Source organism: Nocardia colli, from assembly GCF_008704205.1.
Classification (GTDB): Bacteria; Actinomycetota; Actinomycetes; order Mycobacteriales; family Mycobacteriaceae; genus Nocardia; species Nocardia colli.
The window spans coordinates 920,161-940,146 of record NZ_VXLC01000004.1; the positions used below are offsets into that span (position 1 = coordinate 920,161).

Below are 19,986 nucleotides of genomic sequence, written 5' to 3' on the forward strand. Positions count from 1 at the left end.
TCCTAGGACAGCGTGAAGATTTCGGTGGGGTGCACCACGGGATCACCTGGCCGCAGGTGCAATTGGCCGCGACCGGGGCACAACACGACCGCCGCCACCGTCCGTTCGCGGCGGATGTCCCCGTTGTCCGTGACGTTGATCGGTGGCGCGGACAGCACGGCGAAATGGTCCTCCGGTTCGGTGCCCGCGGTGGCGAGCCGGGACCGGCACACCTCGAGCCTGCGCACGGAGGAATTGCGGGCGAACACGTTGATCTCGTCCTGAGCTGCGAAATCGGGATGCAGGAAATGGTTGGTGTGCAACACATTCGGCCCGTACTCGACCCTGAACTCGGTACCGAGCGCTTCGACATAGGCGGCACCGTCGCGGTCACACAGTACGATGTTGCGCGAACTCGCCAGCGGCAACTCCCGCAACAGACCCACCGCTTCCTCCACCGAGCCCGCGTGGTCGAGCAGATGCCGGATAGCCAGGTAGGGCGGCACACCCGGCCCCCACTCCCCGCCGAGCACGAGATTCAATCCCACCGCGAGCCCATCGCTGTTCAGGCCGAGGTAGCCGAGCAGCCCGCCGAAACTGAGCACCAGCGCGCGCCGCGCTGTCCCGGCTCGCGCGATCTCCAGCACGCTGATCTGATCGTCGAGATTGCCGTTGAGATCCACCGTCTGCGCCAGCACCGGATCGGGATCGGCCGACGCGAAGGTGGTGCAGTCCCCGGCGGTCGGAATCTTCTGGTAGCCAAGGATTTCGCGCCGCACCTGCAGTAGCACGGCTTCCCGCAGGTCGAGGTCCGCCCCGGCGGCGAGACCCTGGATCTCCTCGGCCAATTCCGGTGTGGCAGCGGTGATCTCGGCCAGGTAGGCGTCGATCGTCGGCCCCAGCTCGGCCGGCGAGACCGGGGCGGGGAGGAGCCGGTTCAACCGGCACAGCCCGTCGTCCAGGAAGCTCCGCAACTCGGCGGCCCTGGCCTGCCCGTGCTGATAGCCGAGGGCGAAACAGTCACCCTCGACTCGAATGAACGGAGTCCGCAGGACCGCGCTCATTCGACGGCGCCCGCCAACTGCACCTTCGGATAAGCCGCCAATTTGCTTTTGACACCGGCCCATTCGCCGCACAGCACGCTGTAGAAGATGGCGTCGCGGCGACGGCCGCCCGGCATCGGATTGAAACTGCGCAGCACCCCCTCCTCGGTCGCCCCGATATTGCGCAGACCGCGCCGCGCCTGCTCGTTGAGCACGTCGGTCTTGAACTCCACCCGTTCCGCGCCGAGCCGTTCGAAAGCGTGCTCCAGCAGCAGGTATTTCGCCCACCGGTTGAGCCCGCGGCCGCGGAAATCGCGCCCGAGCCAGGACCAGCCGATCTCCAGCCTGCCGTCGCGCTCGGCCAGGTTCCCGTAGCTCATGCTGCCCGCGGCCCGCCCGCTGGCCTTGTCCACGATGTAGAAGACCACCCGGCGCCCGGCTCGCTGATCCTCCAGTGCCGCGTCGAAGAACGCGTCGAAGTCGGCCTCGGTCTCCACCAGCGAAACGAAGTACCGCCAGATGTCCGGATCCAGCGCGATCTCGCACAGCGCCGCCCGGTCCGCCGGCTCGATCGGCCGGAGCAGGAGGTGATCGTTCTCCAGCCGCGCCGGCGCAAGCTCTGCCCATCCCATGTCAGACCGCACTTTCCGCGTGCCGGGACAGCTCGGCGGTCACGTCGCGCAGGGTGCGCATCGCGGCCACGTTCTCCTCGGTGAAGTTCGCCAGCGAGATGCCCGTGTCGTCGCAGACCGCGGTCAGGAACAGGACCTTGTTCAGTGAGGTGAGCCCGTAGTCGTCGACCATGTCGAGGTCCGGATCGAGCTCACCTTGCGCGTTGTTCGACGCGATCACCTTCCGGAAGTTGTCGTGCACAGCCTTTTCCACATCAGGCATGGGTTCTTCCTTTCTCACCGATTTCCCGTCGATACTGGTCGAGGATCTGCCGCCGTTTCGGCTTGTACTGCGCGCTGAGCAGTCCGTTGTCGATGCTGAACCGCGGCCGGGCAAGCACGATCCGGCCGATGCGCTCGTCGCGCTCCAACTCGGCGTTGGTGCGCTCGACGTGCTCGGCGATGGCCGCCTCGTCGGCCGGTTCGGCCGTGGGGGAGACGACCGCGACGAGCTGGGTCTGCGCCGGGCAGAACACCACGCAGTGCTCGATCGCCGGGCTCGCCGCCATCCGCTCCTCGATCGGCCGGACGATGATCTTCTTCCCGTTCGCCAGCACGATCACGTCGTCGGCGCGACCACGGATGTAGAGGAACCCGTCGTCGTCGAGGTAGCCGATATCGCCGGTCCGGACCGTGCCGTCCGCGCCGAACACCCCCATCGCCGGCCCGGCCGCACCGTATTCGTACCGCCGCGCCACCGGATAATCGCTGCGGACGCTGATCACTCCGTCGGCGTCGAACAACACCTCCTTGCCGGGCACGACCCGCCCGACGCTGCCCTCCCTGCTGGCGCCCGGATAGTTCTTGGCCACGATGCAGGTCTCGTTCATCCCGTAGCCCTCGTAGATGGGCACGCCGAGACGGGTGAAGAAGCGCAGCATGTCCGCGCCGGCCGGCGCGGAACCGGTCCACAGGTAGCGGATTCGGTCGCCGAGCAACTCCTTGGCCGCGACCTGCGGATCGGCCTGCGCGGACAGATGCCGTTTCACCGTCTCGTAGAAACCCGGCACCCCCATCACCACGGTGGGCCGCACCTGCCGCATCGCGGCGAACGCCGCCTCATAGGTGCTGACCGTGACGTCGTGGCCGAAGCACAGCGCCGAATAGATCCAGTACCGCTGCTGCAACAGCGCCAGCGGCAGGAAGACGAACAGGTGATCGCCGGGGCCGTGCGCGAACATGTCCTGGACCGCGCGCAGCGAGCTGTCGATGCTGCCCACGCTGGCCGCGAGTCCCTTCGGCACCCCGGTGCTGCCCGAGGTGAACTTGAGCGTCGTCGCCTCGTCGCTGTCGTACCGGACCGGGGGCAGTGGGTCCGCGGGTTGGCCGGCGAGGGTGCGCGCCTCGCTGATCGGCCGGACGCCGGCGGCGGCGGACGGCTGATCGGTGAACAGCAGCTTCAAGTCGTAGCGCGCGAGCAGCGCCGCGTCAGGCTCGAATTTGCCGGGTTCCAGCCCGGCGGTCACCGCCTTGCACCGCAACGCGGCGAGATCCAGCAGCACCCACTCCAGGCAGTTCGCGGCGAGAATCCCGATGCGATCCCCGGGCGCCACGCCCAATTCGCGCAGTCGAACCGCCAAACAGTCGGCCAGCGCGGACAACTCGCGCAGCTCGATCGTTTCCGTCGTGCCCAGCCGCGCGAAGGTGGCGTGATAGCCCGCAGGCGGCGGTGTCGTGACGATCCTGTTGATCACCGAATCCATCAGGCGCTCCCCACGCCGACCGGCTCCGCCGCCGTGACCGCTGGTTCGGCGAAGAACTCCCGCACCAGGTCGATCCGGGTGCCCGCGGGCACGAGTTGCACGATGTGCGGCCACTCGTCCGGGCGCTGTCCGCCGAGGGCTTCGCCGAGCCGCCCGGCGAACCGGGGCAGCACCGGTGTGGCGCAGTGGGCGAGCAACCGTGCCGCGGCCAGTTCCAGCGCGACGGCGGTGCGGGCCTCGTCGTGCCAGCCCTCGATCGTCGCCACCGCGCTTTCTCGCTCGGCGAATTCAACTGTGTCGGTAACGATTTCGTGCAGTTCCGCGGTCGCGACCGCGATCGAGAACGCGTCCGGGCCGAGGGCGGCGGTCACCGCGGACAACCGGGCGCCGAGGCGTCCGAGGAATGCCGTGTGCTCCGGTGTCCAGACACCGGCGTCCGGCGCTTGGCCGCCGTACCGGGTCTGGATGCGGTGGCCGAGGTCGTTGAGCCATTGCTGCCAGGTGCCGATCAGTTCCTCGCGCACGGTGGCCGCGTAGTCATCCCGAGTGAAGTTGGTACTCCGCGACTCCGGTCGCGTCCGGGACAGGAAGTACCGCACCCCGTCCACGCTGTCCGGCGTGAGGATTTCCTTGCCCCAGACGGCATTTCGTCGGCTGGTGGAGAACTTGCCGCCGTTCAGCAGATAGAACTCGTTGACGTGGTAGTCGATGTCGGGGTGCCAGTCGGGGAAGGCCAGCCGGTAGAGCACCGGATACAGGATCGAGTGGTAGAAGCTGTTGTCGTAGCCGAAGAAATGCACGATCTTCCAGTCCTGCTCCGGCCGGCCCGCCTGCCAGTCCCGGCCGAGGCGACGCCCCAGCGCCGAAATGCCGTGCAGGAACCCGTAGGACATCTCCGGCCAGACCCAGATGACCTGTCCGTCCGCGCCTTTTTCGGTAGGCGGCACGCCCCACGTCGCCGGATGGGTGATCGCCACATCGAGCCGCGTGCGGGCGAACACTCGACTGGCCAGCTCGCGCAGCCGCGCCGGAACCCGGCCCAGGCGGTGGTGCGCGGCGAGCTCGGCCGCGAATTCGTGCAACGGCAAGGTGAATCGGGTGATCGAATCGATCCGCGGGGTCGCCGGCGATCGTTTCGATCGCGGATCGCTCAGGTCGACACAGGAATTCGGCTCGCCGCAGCCCTCGCAGATATTGCCGCCGGTCGTCGCGCCGCAGCCGGGGCAACCGCCCGACACGTCGACCTCGTACAGGTAGTCGTCGGTCGTCCCGTCGAACAGCGCCGGACCCGCTTGGGGCGCAACCGATCCCGACGCCACGAGGCGAGAGAAGTACTCCTGCAAGCCGGTCCGGTAGGCGGGCTCGGTGTCGGTCACCGTGTACTGATCGGGTTCGATGTCCATCAGCCGCAGCGTTTCGGCGATCTCGGCGCTGTAGTGCGCCGCCGTCGCCGCGGGCTCCCTGCCCTCGCGTTTCGCCAGATCGACCACGTAACTCTGATAATCGTCACTGCCGGTGAGGTGCCAGGCCTGGGCGCCGTTCATCCGCTGAAAACGGACGAACACATCCGCACCCAGATAGGGGCCCGAAAGGTGTCCGAGGTGCAGGTCGCCGTTCGGCGTCGGCGGTGTGGAGAACACGAAGATCGGCCGCTCGCCGAACCGTCGCCGGTCGCTGCGTCCGGTCGCCGCCCGGGCGGCCCGGCTCGGATCACGCCAGTACAGGTCGAAGAACACCAGCTCCGTCGACCCGGTGTTCTCCACGACATGGGTCTCGAACGGGTCGAACAGCACGGCCATGCCGGGGGAGACCGGATGGCGCGCACCGTCCACGACGACGTCGCCGTGCCCGCTGACCACCAGGAACAGCTCGGTCTCGTCGTGCTGGTGTGGATCGGAGTGCCGGCCGGGGGCCACCCGCGCCCAGCCGGCGCCGAAACCGAATCCGTCGATCGAACTCATGTCGATGCCGAATGCGGCGTGCAGTTCGGCCGTGTCGAAACGATTGATGATCACGCGGGACTCATCTCCTTCGGTGGCTGACTTGGCTGCCCGTCCAGGTGCAGCAGGCCGACGGCCTCGGCCGCGATCGCCGGGGCCAGCCGATAACCCGACCCGTTCGCTGCGCCCGCGAAGATCACCCGCCCGGCCGGGTCGAGCGCCCGCACCTGCGGCTGCCGATCGACGCTGTAGGCGTCGCAGAACATCCGGCCGCCCACGGCGTGCTCGGCGAGCGCGGGCGAATACTGGTGCAGCAGTGGCAGTGCCGCCGCGAAGACGCGGTCGTCGAGCCCGCCGGACACGGTGTCGGGGTCGACGTCCCACTCGTCGTGGGTGTAGCTGAACAGCCAGTGCCCGCGGTGGCGCAGCGGCAGCAGGAAGGCGTCCTCGTCCTGGAACACGATGACGCCGTCGTCGGGCCCCGGCTGCTGTTCGATGTGCAGCGCGACCACCTTCTTGACTTGGGCGTTCAGCGGGGCCACCAGGTCGCGCCAGGCGCGGTCGGCCAGCCACGGTCCAGGGGCCAGCACCACGCGGGCGGCCGTGCACGTCTCTCCGCTGCTGAGCCGGAGCAGCACCTCGCCTTCGGCGTCTTCGATTGCGTTGACGCGCAGGCCTTCCCGGAAGGTGACGCGCGGGCGAAGCTCGTGGGCGATTGCCTGCGCCACCGCGGACACGTCGGCGTAGTGGCAACCGTGACCGCGCCAGACGCCGGCCTCGCGCGGCACCCGGACCAGACCGCCCGGCACCGCGACCGTCGGGGTCAGGGCCGCGCGGTCGAGGTAGACCTCGCCGAGGCTCGCCGCGGTCTGCGTCGCCACCACGGTCATGTCGACCGAATGAATCGGCAGCGCGGGATGTTGCGCCACCAGGTCCAGGTAGTAGTCGTGGCTGTAGGCGGTCATCCGCCGCACCCGCTCGGTGGCTCCGCGCGGAAAGTGCAGTCCCGCGGAGCGCCTGCTCGCTCCGCTGCCGATGCCGTCCCGGTCGAACACCACGACGGGGGTGTCGGGGGAGCGCGAAATCACCTCGCGCGCGATCAGACAGCCGATGATGCCGCCGCCGACCACGGCGACGGTCCGGCTCGTCATCGCTCTACGCTCCGGTCGTCGGGAGCCTTGGCCGACCATTCGAGGAAGGAATCGTGCGGATCGTCGGAGCGGATGCCGCGCAGACGATCGGCGATCCGTTTGCTGCGCCAGGCGAGCAGGCTCAGATTGGTGTCCGCGAGGCCACGCTGGCGACGGGCCCCGTTCTGTAAGAATATGTTTCGGTCGGCCGGGCCGTCCCAGCAGACGGCGAAATCCGAGTCGATTCGGTATTCGTCGTGGTCGCGTTCCAAGCGGTCCGCGACCGGGGACAGGAACTCCATGTCGTCGGTGCGGAAGCCGGTCGCCCAGACGATCACATCCGCCTCGGCGTGCTCTTCCGCGCCGGGCTGGTCGTTGTGCGTGAAGGTGATGTCCCAGCCGGAGCCGGGATCGCCGGTGACCCGCAGCACCTCACGGTTCGGGTACAGGGCGACCAGATCGGTTGCGCCGTCGACGAAGTGGTGCAGGTAGATGCGCTGATAGATCTCGCGCAGGGTCGCCTCGGAGATGCCGTCGCTGGTCAGCACGTGGGCGAAGTTGAGCGCTTCGCGGGCGGCGCCGGGGAGGCCGGAGAAGTACTCCGAATAGCCCGGCATGTAATAGTCGTTCGTGAACGGCGAGTCGTCCAATGGAAAGTAGTTGCGCCGCCGGGATATCCAGCCCACCCGGCGCGGCAGCTCGCTGCGTGGGCGGGAGATCAGTTCGAGAAACGCCTCCGCGCCGGACTGGCCGCCGCCGATCACCCAGACCCGTTTTCCGGCGAGGCCGGCTGCCTTGTCGGCGAATTCGCTGATATGGAATTGCGTAGGCCCGAGCAGGTTTTCGGCCACCGGCGGAACATAAGGCTTCCGGCCGACGCCGATCACGACGTTGTCGGCCGTCACGGTGTGGTTGCCGGTGCGTAACCGGAAGACCCCGTCGAATTCGATCGACCGCACCTGTTCACCGAAAACAAGATTCTCGTTCATGGAACTGACCCATTCGAGATAGTTCCGGAACTCGCTGCGCGGCACCGCATCGAACTGCGCGTTCAGATAGTGGTAGATCCGGCCCTTGGCATGCAGATAGGCCAGGAAGGTGAACCGGTTCGTCGGGTCGGAGAGGCTGACCAGGTCCTTGAGCATCGAGACCTGCAGCGAGGTATTGGGCAGGAGCTGGCCGTCGTGCCACCGGAAGTCGCGCCGCTTTTCGAAGAACCGGTTCGAGACGTCCGGCTGCTCGTACAGCAGCGACGCCAGGCTCAGATTTGCTGGTCCGATACCGATGCCGACGCATCGGTAATGTTCAGAATTGTCGGTGAGCGATCCCTGGCTCATTACGCCTCCTGCCCCTCGAGGCCACCGGCCCCCGGGGTGAATACCGAAACAATCATCGGTTGCTGATCCGCAATACTCGCCCGCCCGGGCAGATTTGCCTGCAATGAATAGAACCCCCGTCGATCGGCTGGAGCCCTGTTTACCACTTCGGAACCCGCGGTAATATCCTCGAAATCAACGGTAGCGGGTGGGGCAGGCGCGCACAAGAAAAGTGAAAGTTTTTGACGGGGTGTTCTGCGGCGCTGACGATCTCGGCCACGCGGCGCGGGAAGCGGTTGGCGCGGTGGGTCTTTGGGATGAGACGTCGAAGGCGTAACCTTGGAGGCGGGCGGTGGCCGGTCGCTTCTCTCGGCGTAGCGCCGGTGTTGCGTGTGCACAGCGAAAGCTGTTGCATGGCAGCTGTTTCGGCGGTTGATGCCGATCGTCAGGCGTCTATGGCGCTTACGCGGAGAATGCTCCGCGGGTGGGCGGGTCGAGCAGCTGTGCCAGCCGATGCAGGTCCTGCGAACGTCGGCGCGCGAGCTCGGCGATGCGCGGAGCGCAGTGACTCGGGACATTGCCGATGACGTCATCCCACTCCACGTCGTCATCGAACGGAAACTCCAACCACCGCAGCAGTTTTCGGCCGGTCTCGGAGAAACGCAGCGACGGGTCCTTGCGCAGCTGATGCAACATCTCCGCGGTGATCATCCGCTGCGCGAGCGGGATCGGCGTCGCCTCGGACCGGTCGGCGGCGTCGGTCGTGGAAGCCGGACGACGCGCGGAGCGGCGCAGTGGCACCGGATTCTTGCCGCTGAGTAGCCGTTTGCGCACATCCTTCGCCGTCGTGACCGAAATACCCGCCGCCACAGCGACTTTCCGGGTCGACGCGGTGGGATCGGCGGTGAACAGCTCGGCGGCCCGCTGCCGGCCCTGCGATCCGAACCGATGCCGGACACCGTTACGAGCGATCCGACCGGTCGCCTGTGGAACTTCCACAGGCGACCGCCTGCGGATCGCCGAAACGGTCTTGGGCGAGACCCCGGCGATGGCGGCGATCGCGCGATCCGACCAGTCCGGATACGACAGCAGGATGCGGAGCGCGGCGGCCTTGCGTTCGGCCAGCGACAGCGGCAGGCCGTGCGCGGTGTTCAGTTGCACCGCCAGCACGAACGCTTCCTCCGGTCCGCCGTCGAAAAACACTGCCGCGATGGTCTTTTCGCCGCGCAGCCGAGCCGCGCACAATCGATGCCAGCCGTCGACGACCTGCATCGTCGCGCGCCGGACCACGATGGGCGCGGGTGCGGTCGTCGATTCGGCCAGCGCGCGCGTGTGTGCCGTGTTCTCCGCGGCCGCGCGGGGTGGCGCATCCGCCGGTCGGAGCCCGCTGATCGGCAGTTCGACGATCTCCGAGCAGTGTGTATGTGCGCCAGGGAAATTCGGTACGGATAGGGCCCCTGCCCGGAACGAACCGGCATTACCCCCACTGGTCATGGATTCCCTCCCGGGTCCGTATGCTTCCGATACGCCGCGCAGCCGAGTGCACTGACGGCCACGGCGCAGGCAATCCGGGATCGAGTCCCACCTCAGCCTAACCAGCGACACCGCCGCCCCGGCTCCCCCCGTTCGGGGGGTATCGCGCCGCGGCGCGGGCGGGGCATCGCGCCGTCTCGCGTACCCCTTTCTCCTGGCCGCGCCCCTCGGCGGCCCTTTCGATGGCGGCGTGTCCGCACGTCTGCCTCGACTCTGAAAAGCTACCGCATGGAATCACCTGCGCGGTATGCAGTGGCGCATCTGCGACGGGCTTCCGCGACGGTATACCGCCCGCACGAATCGAGTCCGTTCGCATGTCTCACGTCTTGCCCGCCCGGCGGTCGCCCTTCCGGTCCACGCCTTGACCTGCGTGATGGGCGCCCATACAGCGCTCGGGTGAAATGCGGGTCAGCGGTGCACATGCGGTGGCGTATTCGTGGAGATCTCGTGTGAGCCATTGAAGGGTGAACTCCGGCTGTGCAAAAGTTCGCTTCGTTCCGCTATCCCAGGGGAATCCGTTGCTAGAAAAGGGAATTCATTCGGCGGGCAGACCAGATGGCGAACTCTCCGCCCGGCAAGCAGATAACCCGATAGCCATCCAGCCCGACGATTCCCCAAGATTCGTACTTCTCGTGGACGGGAACATGAATCGCAACGCCCGAGTCGAACTCGAGGCTCAACCCATCGGCTTCGCTGGCGTCGGCCCTGGTCGCTGTCGAACCAATCAGCGCTTCGAGTTCGGTGGCCAGGTCGGCGTAACTGCTGGAGGGGAGTAGTGCCCGGCTGGTGGCCGGGCACCTTGCCTCGAGGTGCTCGTTGTGCGGCTCGTACGGATGGGGCCGGTGGTGCTGTCTGGTCCTGGTCGCCGACCAGGGTCAAATATCGTATGCTTCTGATATTATATGAGAACCGTAGCTTCTGCTGCGGCATCTTCTGAGAAGGGTTGCGGGGCATGAACGCAGACAGATATCGCCGGATGACCAACACGATCAATCGGGTGATCGTTGGGTTGCAGCGCAGGGGGATCGCTTTTGGGCCGATGCAGTTGCTTACGGTGAGGGGGCGGCGGAGTGGGGAGTTGCGTACGTTTCCGATCGCGGTGAACGAGGTGGGTGGCGGGCGGTACATCTTTCAGGCGTTTCCGAAGGCTGCCTGGGTGGTGAACGTTCGGGATGCGAGCACTGTCACGTTGACGCGGGGGCGGAAGTCGTCGACTGCTCGGCTGGTCGAGGTGCCGGTGGAGGAGCGTCGTGTGCTGCTGCGTGAATTGGTGACGACCAGTCCGGCGAGCGTCGGCAATCGCTTCGTGACCACCGGGTTGGCCGCGACCGCCACGCCGGACGGGGTCGCGGAGGCGGCGCATCGGATCGCGGTCTTCCGCGTCGAACCGGCCTGATCGGACGGGCACGCGCCGACCCGGTCTGCGGTGGCGTCGAACGATCCGGCGCCGCGATACAGTATGGAATCCATACAACCTGACGTGAAAGTAGTGCCGGGTGAGTTCAGGGGCAGATCGGGCCAGGGCGCGCCAGCGCCGGCAGCTCACGGTTGCGGTCAAGGAAGCCGTGCGCGACCTGAACATTCAGCTGTCGCTGCTCAACCGCAGATTCGGCGGCCGGGTCGAGCTCAGAGATATCGACTGGACCTGCCTCGACCTGGTCAACCGGTACGGGCCGATGACCCCGACCGCATTGGCGCGCCAGGCCGGGCTGCATCCGGCGACCCTGACCGGCATCCTCGACCGGCTACAGAAAGGCGGCTGGGTCGCGCGCGAGCGCGACCCGGAGTCCGCGGATCGCCGCGCAGTCACCATACGCGCTGTCCGCGAACGCAATTCGACGCTTTTCGAGCTGTTCGCCGGAATGAACGGCCGAATGGACGACGTCTGCGCGCACTACTCCGAGGCCGAACTCGAGCTGATCGCCGACTTCCTCCATCGCACCAGCACAGCTGGACAGGCTTCGGCCGAGGAGCTGTCCGAGGGCTGAGGCAGCTAAACCTGTCCGCTAAACGAAATCGGTTGTCTTCATTTCGCCTTCCCGTCGCGGGATTCCCTCATTACCGTTGGAGACGCGCCCCTTCCGGATGCGCAATTCAATCGAAATCGTTTGCAGGACAACGGCATTCCTGCATGCGCTGAAGTGAGGGATTCGATGTCAACCACTACTGTCATGCCGCCCGGCCCGGCCTGGGTCGGCTCGGACGCCCGTCGCGGCGCCGGTTTGGTGCTGTTCATGGTGTGCTCGGCGATCTTCATGCTGATGCTCGACGCCACCGTCGTCTCGGCCACGCTCGCCGATATCCGCACCGACTTCAACACGTCGATCGACGGCCTCCAGTGGGTCATCGATGCCTACGCGATTCCGCTGGCCGGCGTGCTGCTGACCTTCGCCACGGTCGGCGATCGCTACGGACGCAAGCGAATGTTCGTGCTCGGCATGGCGGTGTTCACGGCATCGTCACTGGCGCTGACGCTTTCGGACACGATCTTGCAGCTCAATATTCTCCGTGCGGTGCAAGGTGTCGGCGCGGCAATGCTGTTCGCGACCGCGCTGCCACTGCTCTCGGTCGCCTTCCCCGATTCGGCCAAGCGCGCCAAGGCAATCGGCATCTACGGAGCGGTGATGGCGGGCGCTTCGGTCGCGGGTCCGGTGCTCGGCGGACTGCTGGTCACCCAGTTCGGCTGGCGATCGGTCTTCACCATCAACATCCCGATCGGCCTGGTCATCATCGCGATCGCGGTGCTGCGGATGCCGGAATCGCCGCGCACGCCGGAGCGGCGCACGGATTGGCTCGGTTCGTTGCTGCTCACCGGCGGACTCGTGGCCGGGGTCTACTGCATGACCCGCGGTAACGCTCTCGGCTGGGGTTCGGCGACCAGCGTGACGCTGGCCGCGCTCGCCATCGCGCTGCTCGTGCTCTTCATGGTGTGGCAGTTCCGCACCGCGCACCCGCTCTTCGATGCTGAAGAAGCCTGGATTCGCCGGTACCGCAATCGTTTCCGTCGCCCACATGGCGACGCTGATGGCGGCCTCCAACTATCTCGCGCTGTTCCTCATCAACACCCTCGGTTACACCCCGCTGCAAATGGGTCTGCGGCTGCTGCCGATCAGCATCGCCGCGTTGGCGACGGCACCGCTGGCGGCGATCTACGCCAAGCGGATCCCGATTCCGATCGCGCTGCCCGCGACCATGGCCCTCGTTGCTCTGGGCATGGTGCTGATCAGCGGCTTCGAGCAAGGTGATTCGTGGACGCACTTTGTCCCCGGGATGGTGATCGGCGGCATCGGACTCGGCGCCATCACGGCGATCACCCAGGCCGCGTCCCTGACCTTCGCCGCCGCGGAGAACGCGGGCATGGCGAGCGCCACCTTCGGCACGCTGCGTCAGGTCGGCATGGCGATCGGCGTGGCCGGCCTCGGCGCGCTGTTCAGCTACACCGCAAAAGACCGCGCGGGCAACGGATTCGATGCGCTCTCGCATGCCGACCAGATCCCGACGGGGCTGCGCGAACAGTTCCTCGACGGTGTCGGCGCCGGTGCGGGAGCCGAGGTTGTCCATGCGTTGCCGCCGGAATTCGCCAGCGCTGCAACGTCATTGACCGATACTGCGAACACCGCGTCGATCGACGCCCTCAACGCACTGGCGAACCTCGGTGCAGGCATCGGCGTCGTCGCCGTACTCGGCTCGGCCCTCGCCTTCCTCATAGGCAGACGGCTGGTCAAGCAACCGGTCTAGATCTCTCCGAATCGGCGCCACTCCCACCGAAATACGCGGCGGGAGTGGTGCCGATTTCCCGTCGGAACGCGGTGATGAACGCACTGGCAGTCCGGTAACCCACCGACCGCGCCACCTGCGAAATAGGCAGTCCCGCACCGAGTAACGGAAGCGCCGCATTGAGCCGCTCGAAGGTCCGCCAACTCTCGAAGCTCACACCGGTCTCGGCCCGGAACCGCCGCGACAACGTCCGCTGCGACGCGCCGACCTGCCTGCCCCATGCGTCGAGCCCACGAGTATCGGCCGGATCCCGCTTGATCGCCAGCGCGACCTGCCTGGCCTGCGGATCCGTCGGCAAGATGGTCGGAATCGTGGTCACCGAGAGCGGTTTCACCAGATCCCACAGCACCGCGTTGGCCCGCCCGCGTTCGGCGTCGGCTCCGTTGGGCAGCCCGACGAGATACCTGAGCAGCGGCCCGACCAGCCCCGTGGCATCGACAACCGTCGGCAGGTCCCACTGCTGCGGGCAGTCCGCCGGGTCGAAGAACAGCGAGAGCATCTCGCACGACGAATTGGGAATCACCGCATGCGGGGTGTCGCCGGGAATCCACAGCGCCCGCGACCGCTGCACGATCCAGCGGCAGGAACCGACCTCCATCGTCAGCACACCGTCGGGCACCCAGGTGAGTTGATGCTGTGGATGACTGTGCATCCCGACGCCGGTGGTGGCTTCCAGTGGAATCACGATGCTCGGGTAGTCGGAATAGTCGAGCCGCGGAGGCGGGTCGGTCGCCATGTCGGAACCCTATCGGAGGCAGCCGAACCGAATTCGGTTGGCGCGGAGTGACTTCAACGGAGTTTGGCGGCGAACTCGCGCACCCGGACGTCCGCGGCCGCCTCGTCCATCGCCTCGGTCAGGGCCGCCTGGTAGGTCGGCTCGGCCTTCCGCTGGAGGGCGCGCCCCTCCTCGGTGATCACGGTGTACACGCCGCGGCGGTCCTTGGGGCACAGGTCGCGACGGGACAGGCCGCTGGTTTCCAGGCGGGCGACCAGGCGGCTGACCGAGCTCTGGTTGAGGCCGATGAGCTCGGCCAGTTCCTGCATTCGCAGCTCGCCGTCGTCGGCCTGGGTGAGCCGGCACAGGGCCTGGTACTCCGAGAGTCCGATGTTGTGGCGGCGCTGCATCTCCTTGGCCAGCCGGTGGGTCACCATGCCGTGCAGCGTCACCAGCTGATCCCAGTCGGTCGCGTCCATGATCACCGCCTTCCTGTGTTGACATCAGGATACATGCAGTGACAATATGTGCATGCACCTACATTTATTGCATGTACATGCAATGTTCGAGAGGAAACGGCGATGACCACACAGCGCATCGAGAAGATCGCCACCACGCCGGACTGGTACCAGCCGTACAAGATCTCGCAGGCGATCAAGGCGAACGGCGTGCTCTACGTGTCCGGCCAGGCCGGCATCGACGAGCAGGGGAAAACGGTCTCCGACGACTTCCTGGCCCAGGGCAGGCAGGCGTTCGCCAACATCCGGCGAGTTCTGGTCGAGGCCGGGGCGGACCTGGGGGACGTGGTGAAGGTCGGCATCTTCGTCACCGACATGGCGGCCAACCTGGACAAGGTAATTCAGCTCCGCGAGGAGTTTCTCGCCGAGCCCTATCCGGCCGACACCTTGCTCGAGGTGTCCTCCCTCGCGCAGCCCGACTGGCAGATCGAAGTGGAAGTCACCGCCCTCGCGCCCTGATTCCCGCGACCGCACGAAGCCGACGCCGATGGCGGCGATCCACGGTGGCGCCGTGATCGCCCAATTCGGTTGGCGCAGCTGAACTTCAGAAGCGATTAGGCGGGTCTTAACTTGCCGACACCACCTCATTTTCCTCGCTACGCTGGCCCGGCAAACACCCGCCGCCGCGCAAAGCTGCGCGCGCCGGGTTGTGGGGTCTGGTGGCCGACGCGCGTGGCGCGGTCACGAATGTCGTTCTGTGAGAAGGGTTTCAACTGATGAGGGCGCGGCGGATGGTAGCGGGGTTGGTGTCAGCGGTGAGCGCTGCGGTGTGCATGGCGGCGGTGGCGACCCCGGCGCAGGCGGATCCGCTGCCGCAGGTGACCACGGTCGGCACCACGCTGTTCGCGTTCGGTGACGCGAAGGTCTGTGCGGGCCTGATCGACGTCGCGCTCGAGGCGGCGCCGCGCCGACCGGGTCATGTGCTGGCCCAGATAACCCCGCGGGGTTATCTGGGCGGCCCGTGCGGCAATCAGGTGAAGCTGGGCTGGGTGGGTTCGGCGGGTCCGCGGACCCAGGATGTCTGGGTCGGTGCCGGCGCGACACCGGGTGACACCGTGACGGCGGACCTGTGGGTCGGAATGGGCCCGGCCAAGGTGATGGCGGCGTCGTGGCCGATCAAGGGCACATTCGCGGAGTGGTACCTGCTGGTGCCCTAGCGTCCTTGACATACCTTTGACTCCAAATTAACTTTGCAATCAAAGGTAAATCGGAGGCGGGAGTGCCGGCATGGTCCACGAAGAACAACCCACGACGGGTCGCGTCCTGACCATCGGCCTACACCCGAAAGTCCTTGACTACAGCCGATTCCCGGACCTGGACGAGCCGAAACTGCTGGCCCGCATCGAAACCGGCCACGCCGCCATGCGCGCGGCCGGCTTCGATGCCGTGTCCTGCCTGATCGGCACCGAACCCGACGACGCCGAACGCGAAATCCGCGCCCACCTCGCCGAGGGCCCGATCGCCGTGGCGATGATCGGGGGAGCGATCCGGATGATGCCGGAGCACACCGTGCTGTTCGAACGCATCGTCAACCTGCTCAGCGGAGCGGTGTTCTGCTTCAACACCTCACCGGAGACCACCGTCGACGCACTACGCCGCGCGGGCGTCGTCCCGAACCCCTGATCGCGAATTCGATCCCACCAGAACCTCTTTGGGCGCACGCACCGGCATACAGCAAGCCCACCGCTGATTCCCAGCTGACGTTCAACTTCGCGTGCGAAGTTTGCGGTTCCTGCTGGCTGTCGAAGTTGAGGTTTGATGAGGGTTGTGGAAGGCGCCGGCCGAAGCGCGGCCGGGATCGGCATCGCGCTGGCCGCGCTGCTGCTCGGCTGCGGGAGCGCGAACGCCGACACGGTGGTCCCGCTGCCGGACGGGGAACAGGCGTTGACGACGGCGACGGGCATCCCGGTCGATCTGACCAGGACCGGCGAAACCGCAGTCCTCTCCCCGTCATTGGCCGCGAACGGCATGTCCCGGACGGCGCAGCTGTCCGGCACCACTTACGCCACGATCCCGGGCGCGACGGCAGGCAGCCTGGAGACCGGGTATCTGGTCGGCTGCCAGGTGGATCTGTCCGGCGGACTGTCCCTCGGCGGCGATGTCTACCTCTCGCCCGACTCGGTCTCTCCGGAATTGAACCCCAGCATCAAACTGGGCCCGGGCGCGGTAGCGGTGGTGAAGTTCGGCACCAAGCAACTCGATCCGGCCGCGGGCGCCGTCGGAATCGCCTACCGCAACCGCGGTATCCAGCTCAGCGGCTGCGGCGGATTCGCGCAGGCCCGCGCATACAGCGCGCTGACGGTCACCAACGACCAAGGTTCCGCCGAAGTGACCCTGTACGGCGACCCGTTCAGCGTGGGTTGAGCATGCGATCGAACGAGAGGAACACCGCGATGCGCGGTTCGTTGTGCGCCGCGGTGGCGTGCGCATTCGTACTGGTCCCGGTCGGTCTGGCCCAGGCGGACACGGCGGTGACGCTCCCGGATGGACACGACCAGTTCACGATTCACGGCGGTGTCGTCGCCGCGGTCGACCGCACCGGTGAACAGGCAAAGATCTCCGGTTCGATGGCGGCGAGCCCACTTTCGCGCAACGCGTGGGTATCGGGGGTGACGTCGATTCATCTGACCGTCCCCGCCGGTGTCACGGTCACCGGCGGCCGGATCGAGACCGGCTACCTCGTGGGCTGCCAGGTCGACCTCGGCAGTGCCACGCACGCGGACGGCAGCGGCGACACCCCCGGCGACCCGAAACCCGATGCCCCGGACAAGCCGGGCAAGGACGGCGGCGGCAACGACGGTCTCAGCGCGGGCGGTAACGCCGGCGGCACCGTCAACAAATCGGGCGTCTCGCCCTACGCCGATCCCTCGATGAGCATTCAGCTCGAGCCGGGAAAGGTCGCCACGAAGAAGATCGAGGACTACTCCTTCACCGGCACCTCCGGCATCACGCAATACGTGAATCACACACTGTCCGTCGAGGGTTGCGCGGGCGCCGCCGAAGCCCGCGCGTACACGACGGTCACCGTGCACGACAACGTGATGGACGATTCGGAAACCCTGTGGGGCCAACCCTTCAGCCTCGGCTAGTGCCCGGCTTCCCAGGCGAAACCGTCCGGATCGGCGAACGGGCCGATCCCGCTGCCGAGGACGATCCGATGCGACCCGCTGCCCTCGGGGTCGACGCCGGCGTCCTTGGCGGCGGCCTTGCGCCCGTACAGCGCCAGCTTCACCGACCCGGCCGGCGCCTCGAACTCGACGTACTTGCTGCCGAAGCTCTTGCCCACGGTCAGGCCCCGGTCGACGTAGAACTGCTTGGTCGCCTTGACGTTGTCGACGCCGAGCAGCACCACGAGATCGTCGACCTTCCGGGTGGCCGGTCCGGTGTCCTTCTTCGCCGACGTCGCGATCTTCCAGATCGCCCCGTCCGGCGCCTGGACCACGCCGCCGTAGCCCCAGAAGCTCTTCTTGGCCGGCTTCACCGTCGTCGCGCCGGCCTCGATCGCGGTGCCGATCAGGCTGTCGACGGTGCTCGGCTGCGACACCACGAGGGACAGGATGTAGCCGCGGAATCCGGCGGTCGGGGCCGCGGCGGCGCGGACCCGCAGCTGGTCGCAGAGGCCGAACGCGGCGGCATAGAAAGCGGTGGCGGCCGCGGGGTCGGGCACCTCCAGGGTGACGGCTTCGATAGCGGTCTGATCAGTGCTGATGTTCATGGGACCGACGCTATGCGCTGGGTCGTGACCAGCGCTTCTCGATTCCTGATCACCTGTTTCCGGTCTCCGGGTCGGACCGAGAGGGGTCGTGTACGGGGCGCGGCGCTGGGTATGCCCAGTTGCGGTCGCGCTGGAAAGAGCGCCCGAGCGCCGCTAGCGTGGGGTGGCGCGAACGGAGTCCGATATCTGGGAGTTAGTTTGTCGAGTTCGACCATCGAGAACATCGAAGCATCCTCCGCCGCGCCGAACGATTCGCCGCGCACCATCGCGCCGGCCGTCTGGTGGACGATCGTCCTGGCCGGAGTCGTCGCGGGCGCGTATTACCTGGTCCAGGTGCTCGAGCATCGGCAGATCATGATGCACCTGATCGACCTGAGCGTCTATCAGATCGCCGGAGACCGCGTGAGCCATCATGTTTCGGTCTACGACAGTCCGCTGCTCGGCAATACCCGCGGCGTCTGGGAGTTCGTCTACACCCCGTTCGCCGCGCTGCTGTTCGTTCCGCTGCGCTGGCTGCACGGCGACCTGTACACGTGGGTCGGCGGTCTCGGCAATTTCGTCATGCTCGCCGCATCGTGCTGGGTGGCGCTGTCGATGCTCGGCTACCGGCGCGACCGGCGGCTGGCCATCGCGGCCGTCGCGATCGCCGGACTGCTGATGTGGTGCGAACCGATCCGGATGACCATGGCGTTCGGGCAGGTCAATATCTTGCTGCTGTTGATCGTCATCGTGGATATGGCGCTGCCGGATACGTCGCGATGGAAGGGCGTGCTGACGGGTATCGCCGCCGGCATCAAACTGACGCCCGCGTTCTTCGTGCTCTACCTGCTGGTCACGCGGCGGTATCGAGCCGCGGCGAACGCGGTGGGTGCCCTCGTCGCGACGATGATCATCGGATTCGCGGTGCTGCCGAAGGATTCGCTGACGTTCTGGGGTGGTGCGTTCATGGACCCGCAACGGGTCGGCGTGCCGGGGAACCTGTCCAACGAATCGTTGCGCGGCCTGATCGCGCGCCGGGTCGGGGTCGAGGGCGCGCATCAACTGCTCTGGTTGGTCGGGGCGGCCGCGATGGCGGCACTGTGCCTGTACCTCGCGCGGCGGTTCTCGCAGACCGGACGCGAACTTGCCGCGGTGGTTTGCGTGGGTGTCACCATGACCGCGGTGTCGCCGTTCAGTTGGGTGCACCACTGGGTTTGGCTCGCACCGCTGCTCATCTATATGGGTGATCTCGCAGTGCGCCGTCGTGGTTTCATCGCGCCGATCGGTTTCCTGCTGACCGCGCTTGTCGTCTCCAGCGGCCTGCTGACCTTTTACGATCCGACGCTGGTCAGCATCTTCGACTACGCGGATCGGGCCCGGCCGAGCGTGCTCTATCGCAACGCCTACCTCTGGTTGACCATGGTGCTGCTCGCGGCCGCCGCTGTAGCGCTGCGCTCGAGTTCGAAGCCAGACGCGGAGCCGGCGGAACATCCGGCGGACGAACGGGTGCGGCAGGTGTGATCCTGCCGCTGCCCGGCTTCGGTTCAGCGAGCGAACTTCTCGATCGCCGCCGCGGTGACCGGAGTGAAGAAGTTCACCAGGTTGCCGTCCGGGTCGCGGAACAGCAGTGAGCGGTTGCCCCACGGCATCGTGGTGGGCTCCTGGACGAAGTCCGGCACGAACTCGGTCAGGTTCCGGTGCACGCGGTCCACGTCGTCGACCAGGAATTCGATGATGACGCTGCGGTTGTCGGCCGGGTGCGCCGAGTCGGTCCCGAACAGCGCGACCGTTCGGGTACTGGCGATCGCGAGGGTTGCCGCGTCGGTCCTGAGTTCGGCGAAGTCCTCGGTGGCCCAGTTCGCCCGCACGCCGGTGACGCGTTCGTAGAAGCCGACAAGGCGGGCGACGTCGCCGGTGATGATGCGGATCGAGACGAAGTTCATGGATTCTCTCCTGATCGGTCGGGG

General features: G+C 66.9%; 21 protein-coding genes and 2 pseudogenes. 10 read left to right on the forward strand and 13 right to left on the reverse strand.

All coding sequences use genetic code 11. From position 1 onward, the window contains the following. Positions 1-2 precede the first annotated feature (2 nt). From F3087_RS16355 to F3087_RS47430, 9 genes and pseudogenes are all read right to left on the reverse strand, one after another. The gene (locus tag F3087_RS16355; RefSeq protein ID WP_150402733.1) at positions 3-1,043 is read right to left on the reverse strand and encodes a C45 family autoproteolytic acyltransferase/hydolase; all 1,041 of its coding nucleotides are present in this window, start codon (positions 1,041-1,043) and stop codon (positions 3-5) included. Then, entirely contained in the window at positions 1,040-1,654 is a 615-nt protein-coding gene (locus F3087_RS16360) for a GNAT family N-acetyltransferase (RefSeq protein WP_150402734.1), read from the reverse strand. The genes F3087_RS16355 and F3087_RS16360 overlap by 4 nt, the downstream gene beginning before the upstream one ends. A gap of 1 nt (position 1,655) precedes the next feature. After that, positions 1,656-1,916, reverse strand: coding sequence for an acyl carrier protein (locus tag F3087_RS16365; protein ID WP_150402735.1), 261 nt, complete (start codon positions 1,914-1,916; stop codon positions 1,656-1,658). Further along, a complete protein-coding gene (locus F3087_RS16370) occupies positions 1,909-3,396 on the reverse strand; it encodes an AMP-binding protein (protein ID WP_150402736.1) in 1,488 nt (495 codons plus the stop codon). Before F3087_RS16370 ends, F3087_RS16365 begins: the two co-directional genes overlap by 8 nt. Continuing rightward, positions 3,396-5,411 (reverse strand): class I tRNA ligase family protein, encoded by a 2,016-nt coding sequence (locus F3087_RS16375; RefSeq protein WP_191093978.1) that lies wholly within the window; start codon positions 5,409-5,411, stop codon positions 3,396-3,398. Before F3087_RS16375 ends, F3087_RS16370 begins: the two co-directional genes overlap by 1 nt. After that, positions 5,408-6,487 carry an NAD(P)/FAD-dependent oxidoreductase gene (locus tag F3087_RS16380; protein ID WP_150402737.1) on the reverse strand — a complete coding sequence of 360 codons (1,080 nt, stop codon included), beginning with the start codon at positions 6,485-6,487 and terminating at the stop codon, positions 5,408-5,410. Before F3087_RS16380 ends, F3087_RS16375 begins: the two co-directional genes overlap by 4 nt. Beyond that, a complete protein-coding gene (locus F3087_RS16385) occupies positions 6,484-7,803 on the reverse strand; it encodes a lysine N(6)-hydroxylase/L-ornithine N(5)-oxygenase family protein (protein WP_150402738.1) in 1,320 nt (439 codons plus the stop codon). Before F3087_RS16385 ends, F3087_RS16380 begins: the two co-directional genes overlap by 4 nt. A 441-nt stretch (positions 7,804-8,244) precedes the next feature. Then, positions 8,245-9,276, reverse strand: coding sequence for a ParB/RepB/Spo0J family partition protein (locus F3087_RS16390; RefSeq protein ID WP_223885099.1), 1,032 nt, complete (start codon positions 9,274-9,276; stop codon positions 8,245-8,247). 560 nt (positions 9,277-9,836) lie between these two features. Continuing rightward, positions 9,837-10,097 (reverse strand): annotated as a pseudogene (locus tag F3087_RS47430) (DUF6188 family protein); the annotation flags it as partial. A 194-nt stretch (positions 10,098-10,291) separates the two neighbouring features. Here F3087_RS47430 and F3087_RS16395 point away from each other — a divergent pair. The 4 genes and pseudogenes from F3087_RS16395 (at position 10,292) to F3087_RS47115 (ending at position 13,053) form a co-directional block, all read left to right on the forward strand. Further along, on the forward strand, positions 10,292-10,711 hold the full coding sequence (locus F3087_RS16395) for a nitroreductase/quinone reductase family protein (RefSeq protein WP_150402919.1): 420 nt from the start codon (positions 10,292-10,294) through the stop codon (positions 10,709-10,711). Positions 10,712-10,811: 100 nt separating this feature from the next. Continuing rightward, entirely contained in the window at positions 10,812-11,303 is a 492-nt protein-coding gene (locus F3087_RS16400; RefSeq protein WP_150402739.1) for a MarR family transcriptional regulator, read from the forward strand. A gap of 246 nt (positions 11,304-11,549) precedes the next feature. Then, positions 11,550-12,164: pseudogene (locus tag F3087_RS47110) on the forward strand (MFS transporter); the annotation flags it as partial. A gap of 163 nt (positions 12,165-12,327) precedes the next feature. Next, positions 12,328-13,053, forward strand: a complete 726-nt coding sequence (locus tag F3087_RS47115) for an MFS transporter (RefSeq protein ID WP_263407211.1) — start codon at positions 12,328-12,330, stop codon at positions 13,051-13,053. On the opposite strand, the gene F3087_RS16415 is transcribed toward F3087_RS47115, so the two are convergent. Both F3087_RS16415 and F3087_RS16420 read right to left on the reverse strand, forming a co-directional pair. Further along, entirely contained in the window at positions 13,037-13,828 is a 792-nt protein-coding gene (locus tag F3087_RS16415) for a helix-turn-helix domain-containing protein (protein WP_150402742.1), read from the reverse strand. The two genes, F3087_RS47115 and F3087_RS16415, sit on opposite strands and share 17 nt — an antisense overlap. Before the next feature lie 53 nt (positions 13,829-13,881). Next, positions 13,882-14,286, reverse strand: coding sequence for a MarR family winged helix-turn-helix transcriptional regulator (locus F3087_RS16420; protein ID WP_150402743.1), 405 nt, complete (start codon positions 14,284-14,286; stop codon positions 13,882-13,884). Positions 14,287-14,388: 102 nt separating this feature from the next. Here F3087_RS16420 and F3087_RS16425 point away from each other — a divergent pair, with 102 nt between their 5' ends. From F3087_RS16425 to F3087_RS16445, 5 genes are all read left to right on the forward strand, one after another. Continuing rightward, positions 14,389-14,784 carry a RidA family protein gene (locus F3087_RS16425; protein WP_150402744.1) on the forward strand — a complete coding sequence of 132 codons (396 nt, stop codon included), beginning with the start codon at positions 14,389-14,391 and terminating at the stop codon, positions 14,782-14,784. Positions 14,785-15,080: 296 nt separating this feature from the next. Then, entirely contained in the window at positions 15,081-15,482 is a 402-nt protein-coding gene (locus tag F3087_RS16430) for a hypothetical protein (protein ID WP_150402745.1), read from the forward strand. Between the two features lie 70 nt (positions 15,483-15,552). Next, positions 15,553-15,948, forward strand: a complete 396-nt coding sequence (locus F3087_RS16435; RefSeq protein ID WP_150402746.1) for a hypothetical protein — start codon at positions 15,553-15,555, stop codon at positions 15,946-15,948. A 135-nt stretch (positions 15,949-16,083) separates the two neighbouring features. Next, entirely contained in the window at positions 16,084-16,689 is a 606-nt protein-coding gene (locus F3087_RS16440) for an MspA family porin (protein ID WP_150402747.1), read from the forward strand. A 29-nt stretch (positions 16,690-16,718) separates the two neighbouring features. Further along, positions 16,719-17,414, forward strand: a complete 696-nt coding sequence (locus F3087_RS16445) for an MspA family porin (RefSeq protein WP_191093979.1) — start codon at positions 16,719-16,721, stop codon at positions 17,412-17,414. Here F3087_RS16445 and F3087_RS16450 read toward each other — a convergent pair. After that, the gene (locus F3087_RS16450; protein ID WP_150402749.1) at positions 17,411-18,040 is read right to left on the reverse strand and encodes a VOC family protein; all 630 of its coding nucleotides are present in this window, start codon (positions 18,038-18,040) and stop codon (positions 17,411-17,413) included. The genes F3087_RS16445 and F3087_RS16450 overlap by 4 nt on opposite strands. A 111-nt stretch (positions 18,041-18,151) precedes the next feature. Between F3087_RS16450 and F3087_RS16455 the strand changes: the two genes are divergently transcribed. Then, positions 18,152-19,540 carry a glycosyltransferase 87 family protein gene (locus F3087_RS16455; RefSeq protein WP_150402750.1) on the forward strand — a complete coding sequence of 463 codons (1,389 nt, stop codon included), beginning with the start codon at positions 18,152-18,154 and terminating at the stop codon, positions 19,538-19,540. Positions 19,541-19,563: 23 nt separating this feature from the next. Here F3087_RS16455 and F3087_RS16460 read toward each other — a convergent pair whose 3' ends face one another. Then, complete coding sequence (locus F3087_RS16460) at positions 19,564-19,962, reverse strand: VOC family protein (protein ID WP_150402751.1); 399 nt, start codon at positions 19,960-19,962, stop codon at positions 19,564-19,566. Between the last annotated feature and the right edge of the window lie 24 nt (positions 19,963-19,986).

Coding starts and splice junctions, on each gene's coding strand:
- F3087_RS16355 (WP_150402733.1), bottom strand. CDS start 1,043: ATGAGCGCGGTCCTGCGGACTCCGTTCATTCGAGTCGAGGGTGACTGT.
- F3087_RS16360 (WP_150402734.1), bottom strand. CDS start 1,654: ATGGGATGGGCAGAGCTTGCGCCGGCGCGGCTGGAGAACGATCACCTC.
- F3087_RS16365 (WP_150402735.1), bottom strand. CDS start 1,916: ATGCCTGATGTGGAAAAGGCTGTGCACGACAACTTCCGGAAGGTGATC.
- F3087_RS16370 (WP_150402736.1), bottom strand. CDS start 3,396: ATGGATTCGGTGATCAACAGGATCGTCACGACACCGCCGCCTGCGGGC.
- F3087_RS16380 (WP_150402737.1), bottom strand. CDS start 6,487: ATGACGAGCCGGACCGTCGCCGTGGTCGGCGGCGGCATCATCGGCTGT.
- F3087_RS16385 (WP_150402738.1), bottom strand. CDS start 7,803: ATGAGCCAGGGATCGCTCACCGACAATTCTGAACATTACCGATGCGTC.
- F3087_RS16390 (WP_223885099.1), bottom strand. CDS start 9,276: ATGACCAGTGGGGGTAATGCCGGTTCGTTCCGGGCAGGGGCCCTATCC.
- F3087_RS16395 (WP_150402919.1), top strand. CDS start 10,292: ATGACCAACACGATCAATCGGGTGATCGTTGGGTTGCAGCGCAGGGGG.
- F3087_RS47115 (WP_263407211.1), top strand. CDS start 12,328: ATGGCGACGCTGATGGCGGCCTCCAACTATCTCGCGCTGTTCCTCATC.
- F3087_RS16415 (WP_150402742.1), bottom strand. CDS start 13,828: ATGGCGACCGACCCGCCTCCGCGGCTCGACTATTCCGACTACCCGAGC.
- F3087_RS16420 (WP_150402743.1), bottom strand. CDS start 14,286: ATGGACGCGACCGACTGGGATCAGCTGGTGACGCTGCACGGCATGGTG.
- F3087_RS16425 (WP_150402744.1), top strand. CDS start 14,389: ATGACCACACAGCGCATCGAGAAGATCGCCACCACGCCGGACTGGTAC.
- F3087_RS16435 (WP_150402746.1), top strand. CDS start 15,553: ATGGTCCACGAAGAACAACCCACGACGGGTCGCGTCCTGACCATCGGC.
- F3087_RS16440 (WP_150402747.1), top strand. CDS start 16,084: ATGAGGGTTGTGGAAGGCGCCGGCCGAAGCGCGGCCGGGATCGGCATC.
- F3087_RS16445 (WP_191093979.1), top strand. CDS start 16,719: ATGCGCGGTTCGTTGTGCGCCGCGGTGGCGTGCGCATTCGTACTGGTC.
- F3087_RS16450 (WP_150402749.1), bottom strand. CDS start 18,040: ATGAACATCAGCACTGATCAGACCGCTATCGAAGCCGTCACCCTGGAG.
- F3087_RS16455 (WP_150402750.1), top strand. CDS start 18,152: ATGCCCAGTTGCGGTCGCGCTGGAAAGAGCGCCCGAGCGCCGCTAGCG.
- F3087_RS16460 (WP_150402751.1), bottom strand. CDS start 19,962: ATGAACTTCGTCTCGATCCGCATCATCACCGGCGACGTCGCCCGCCTT.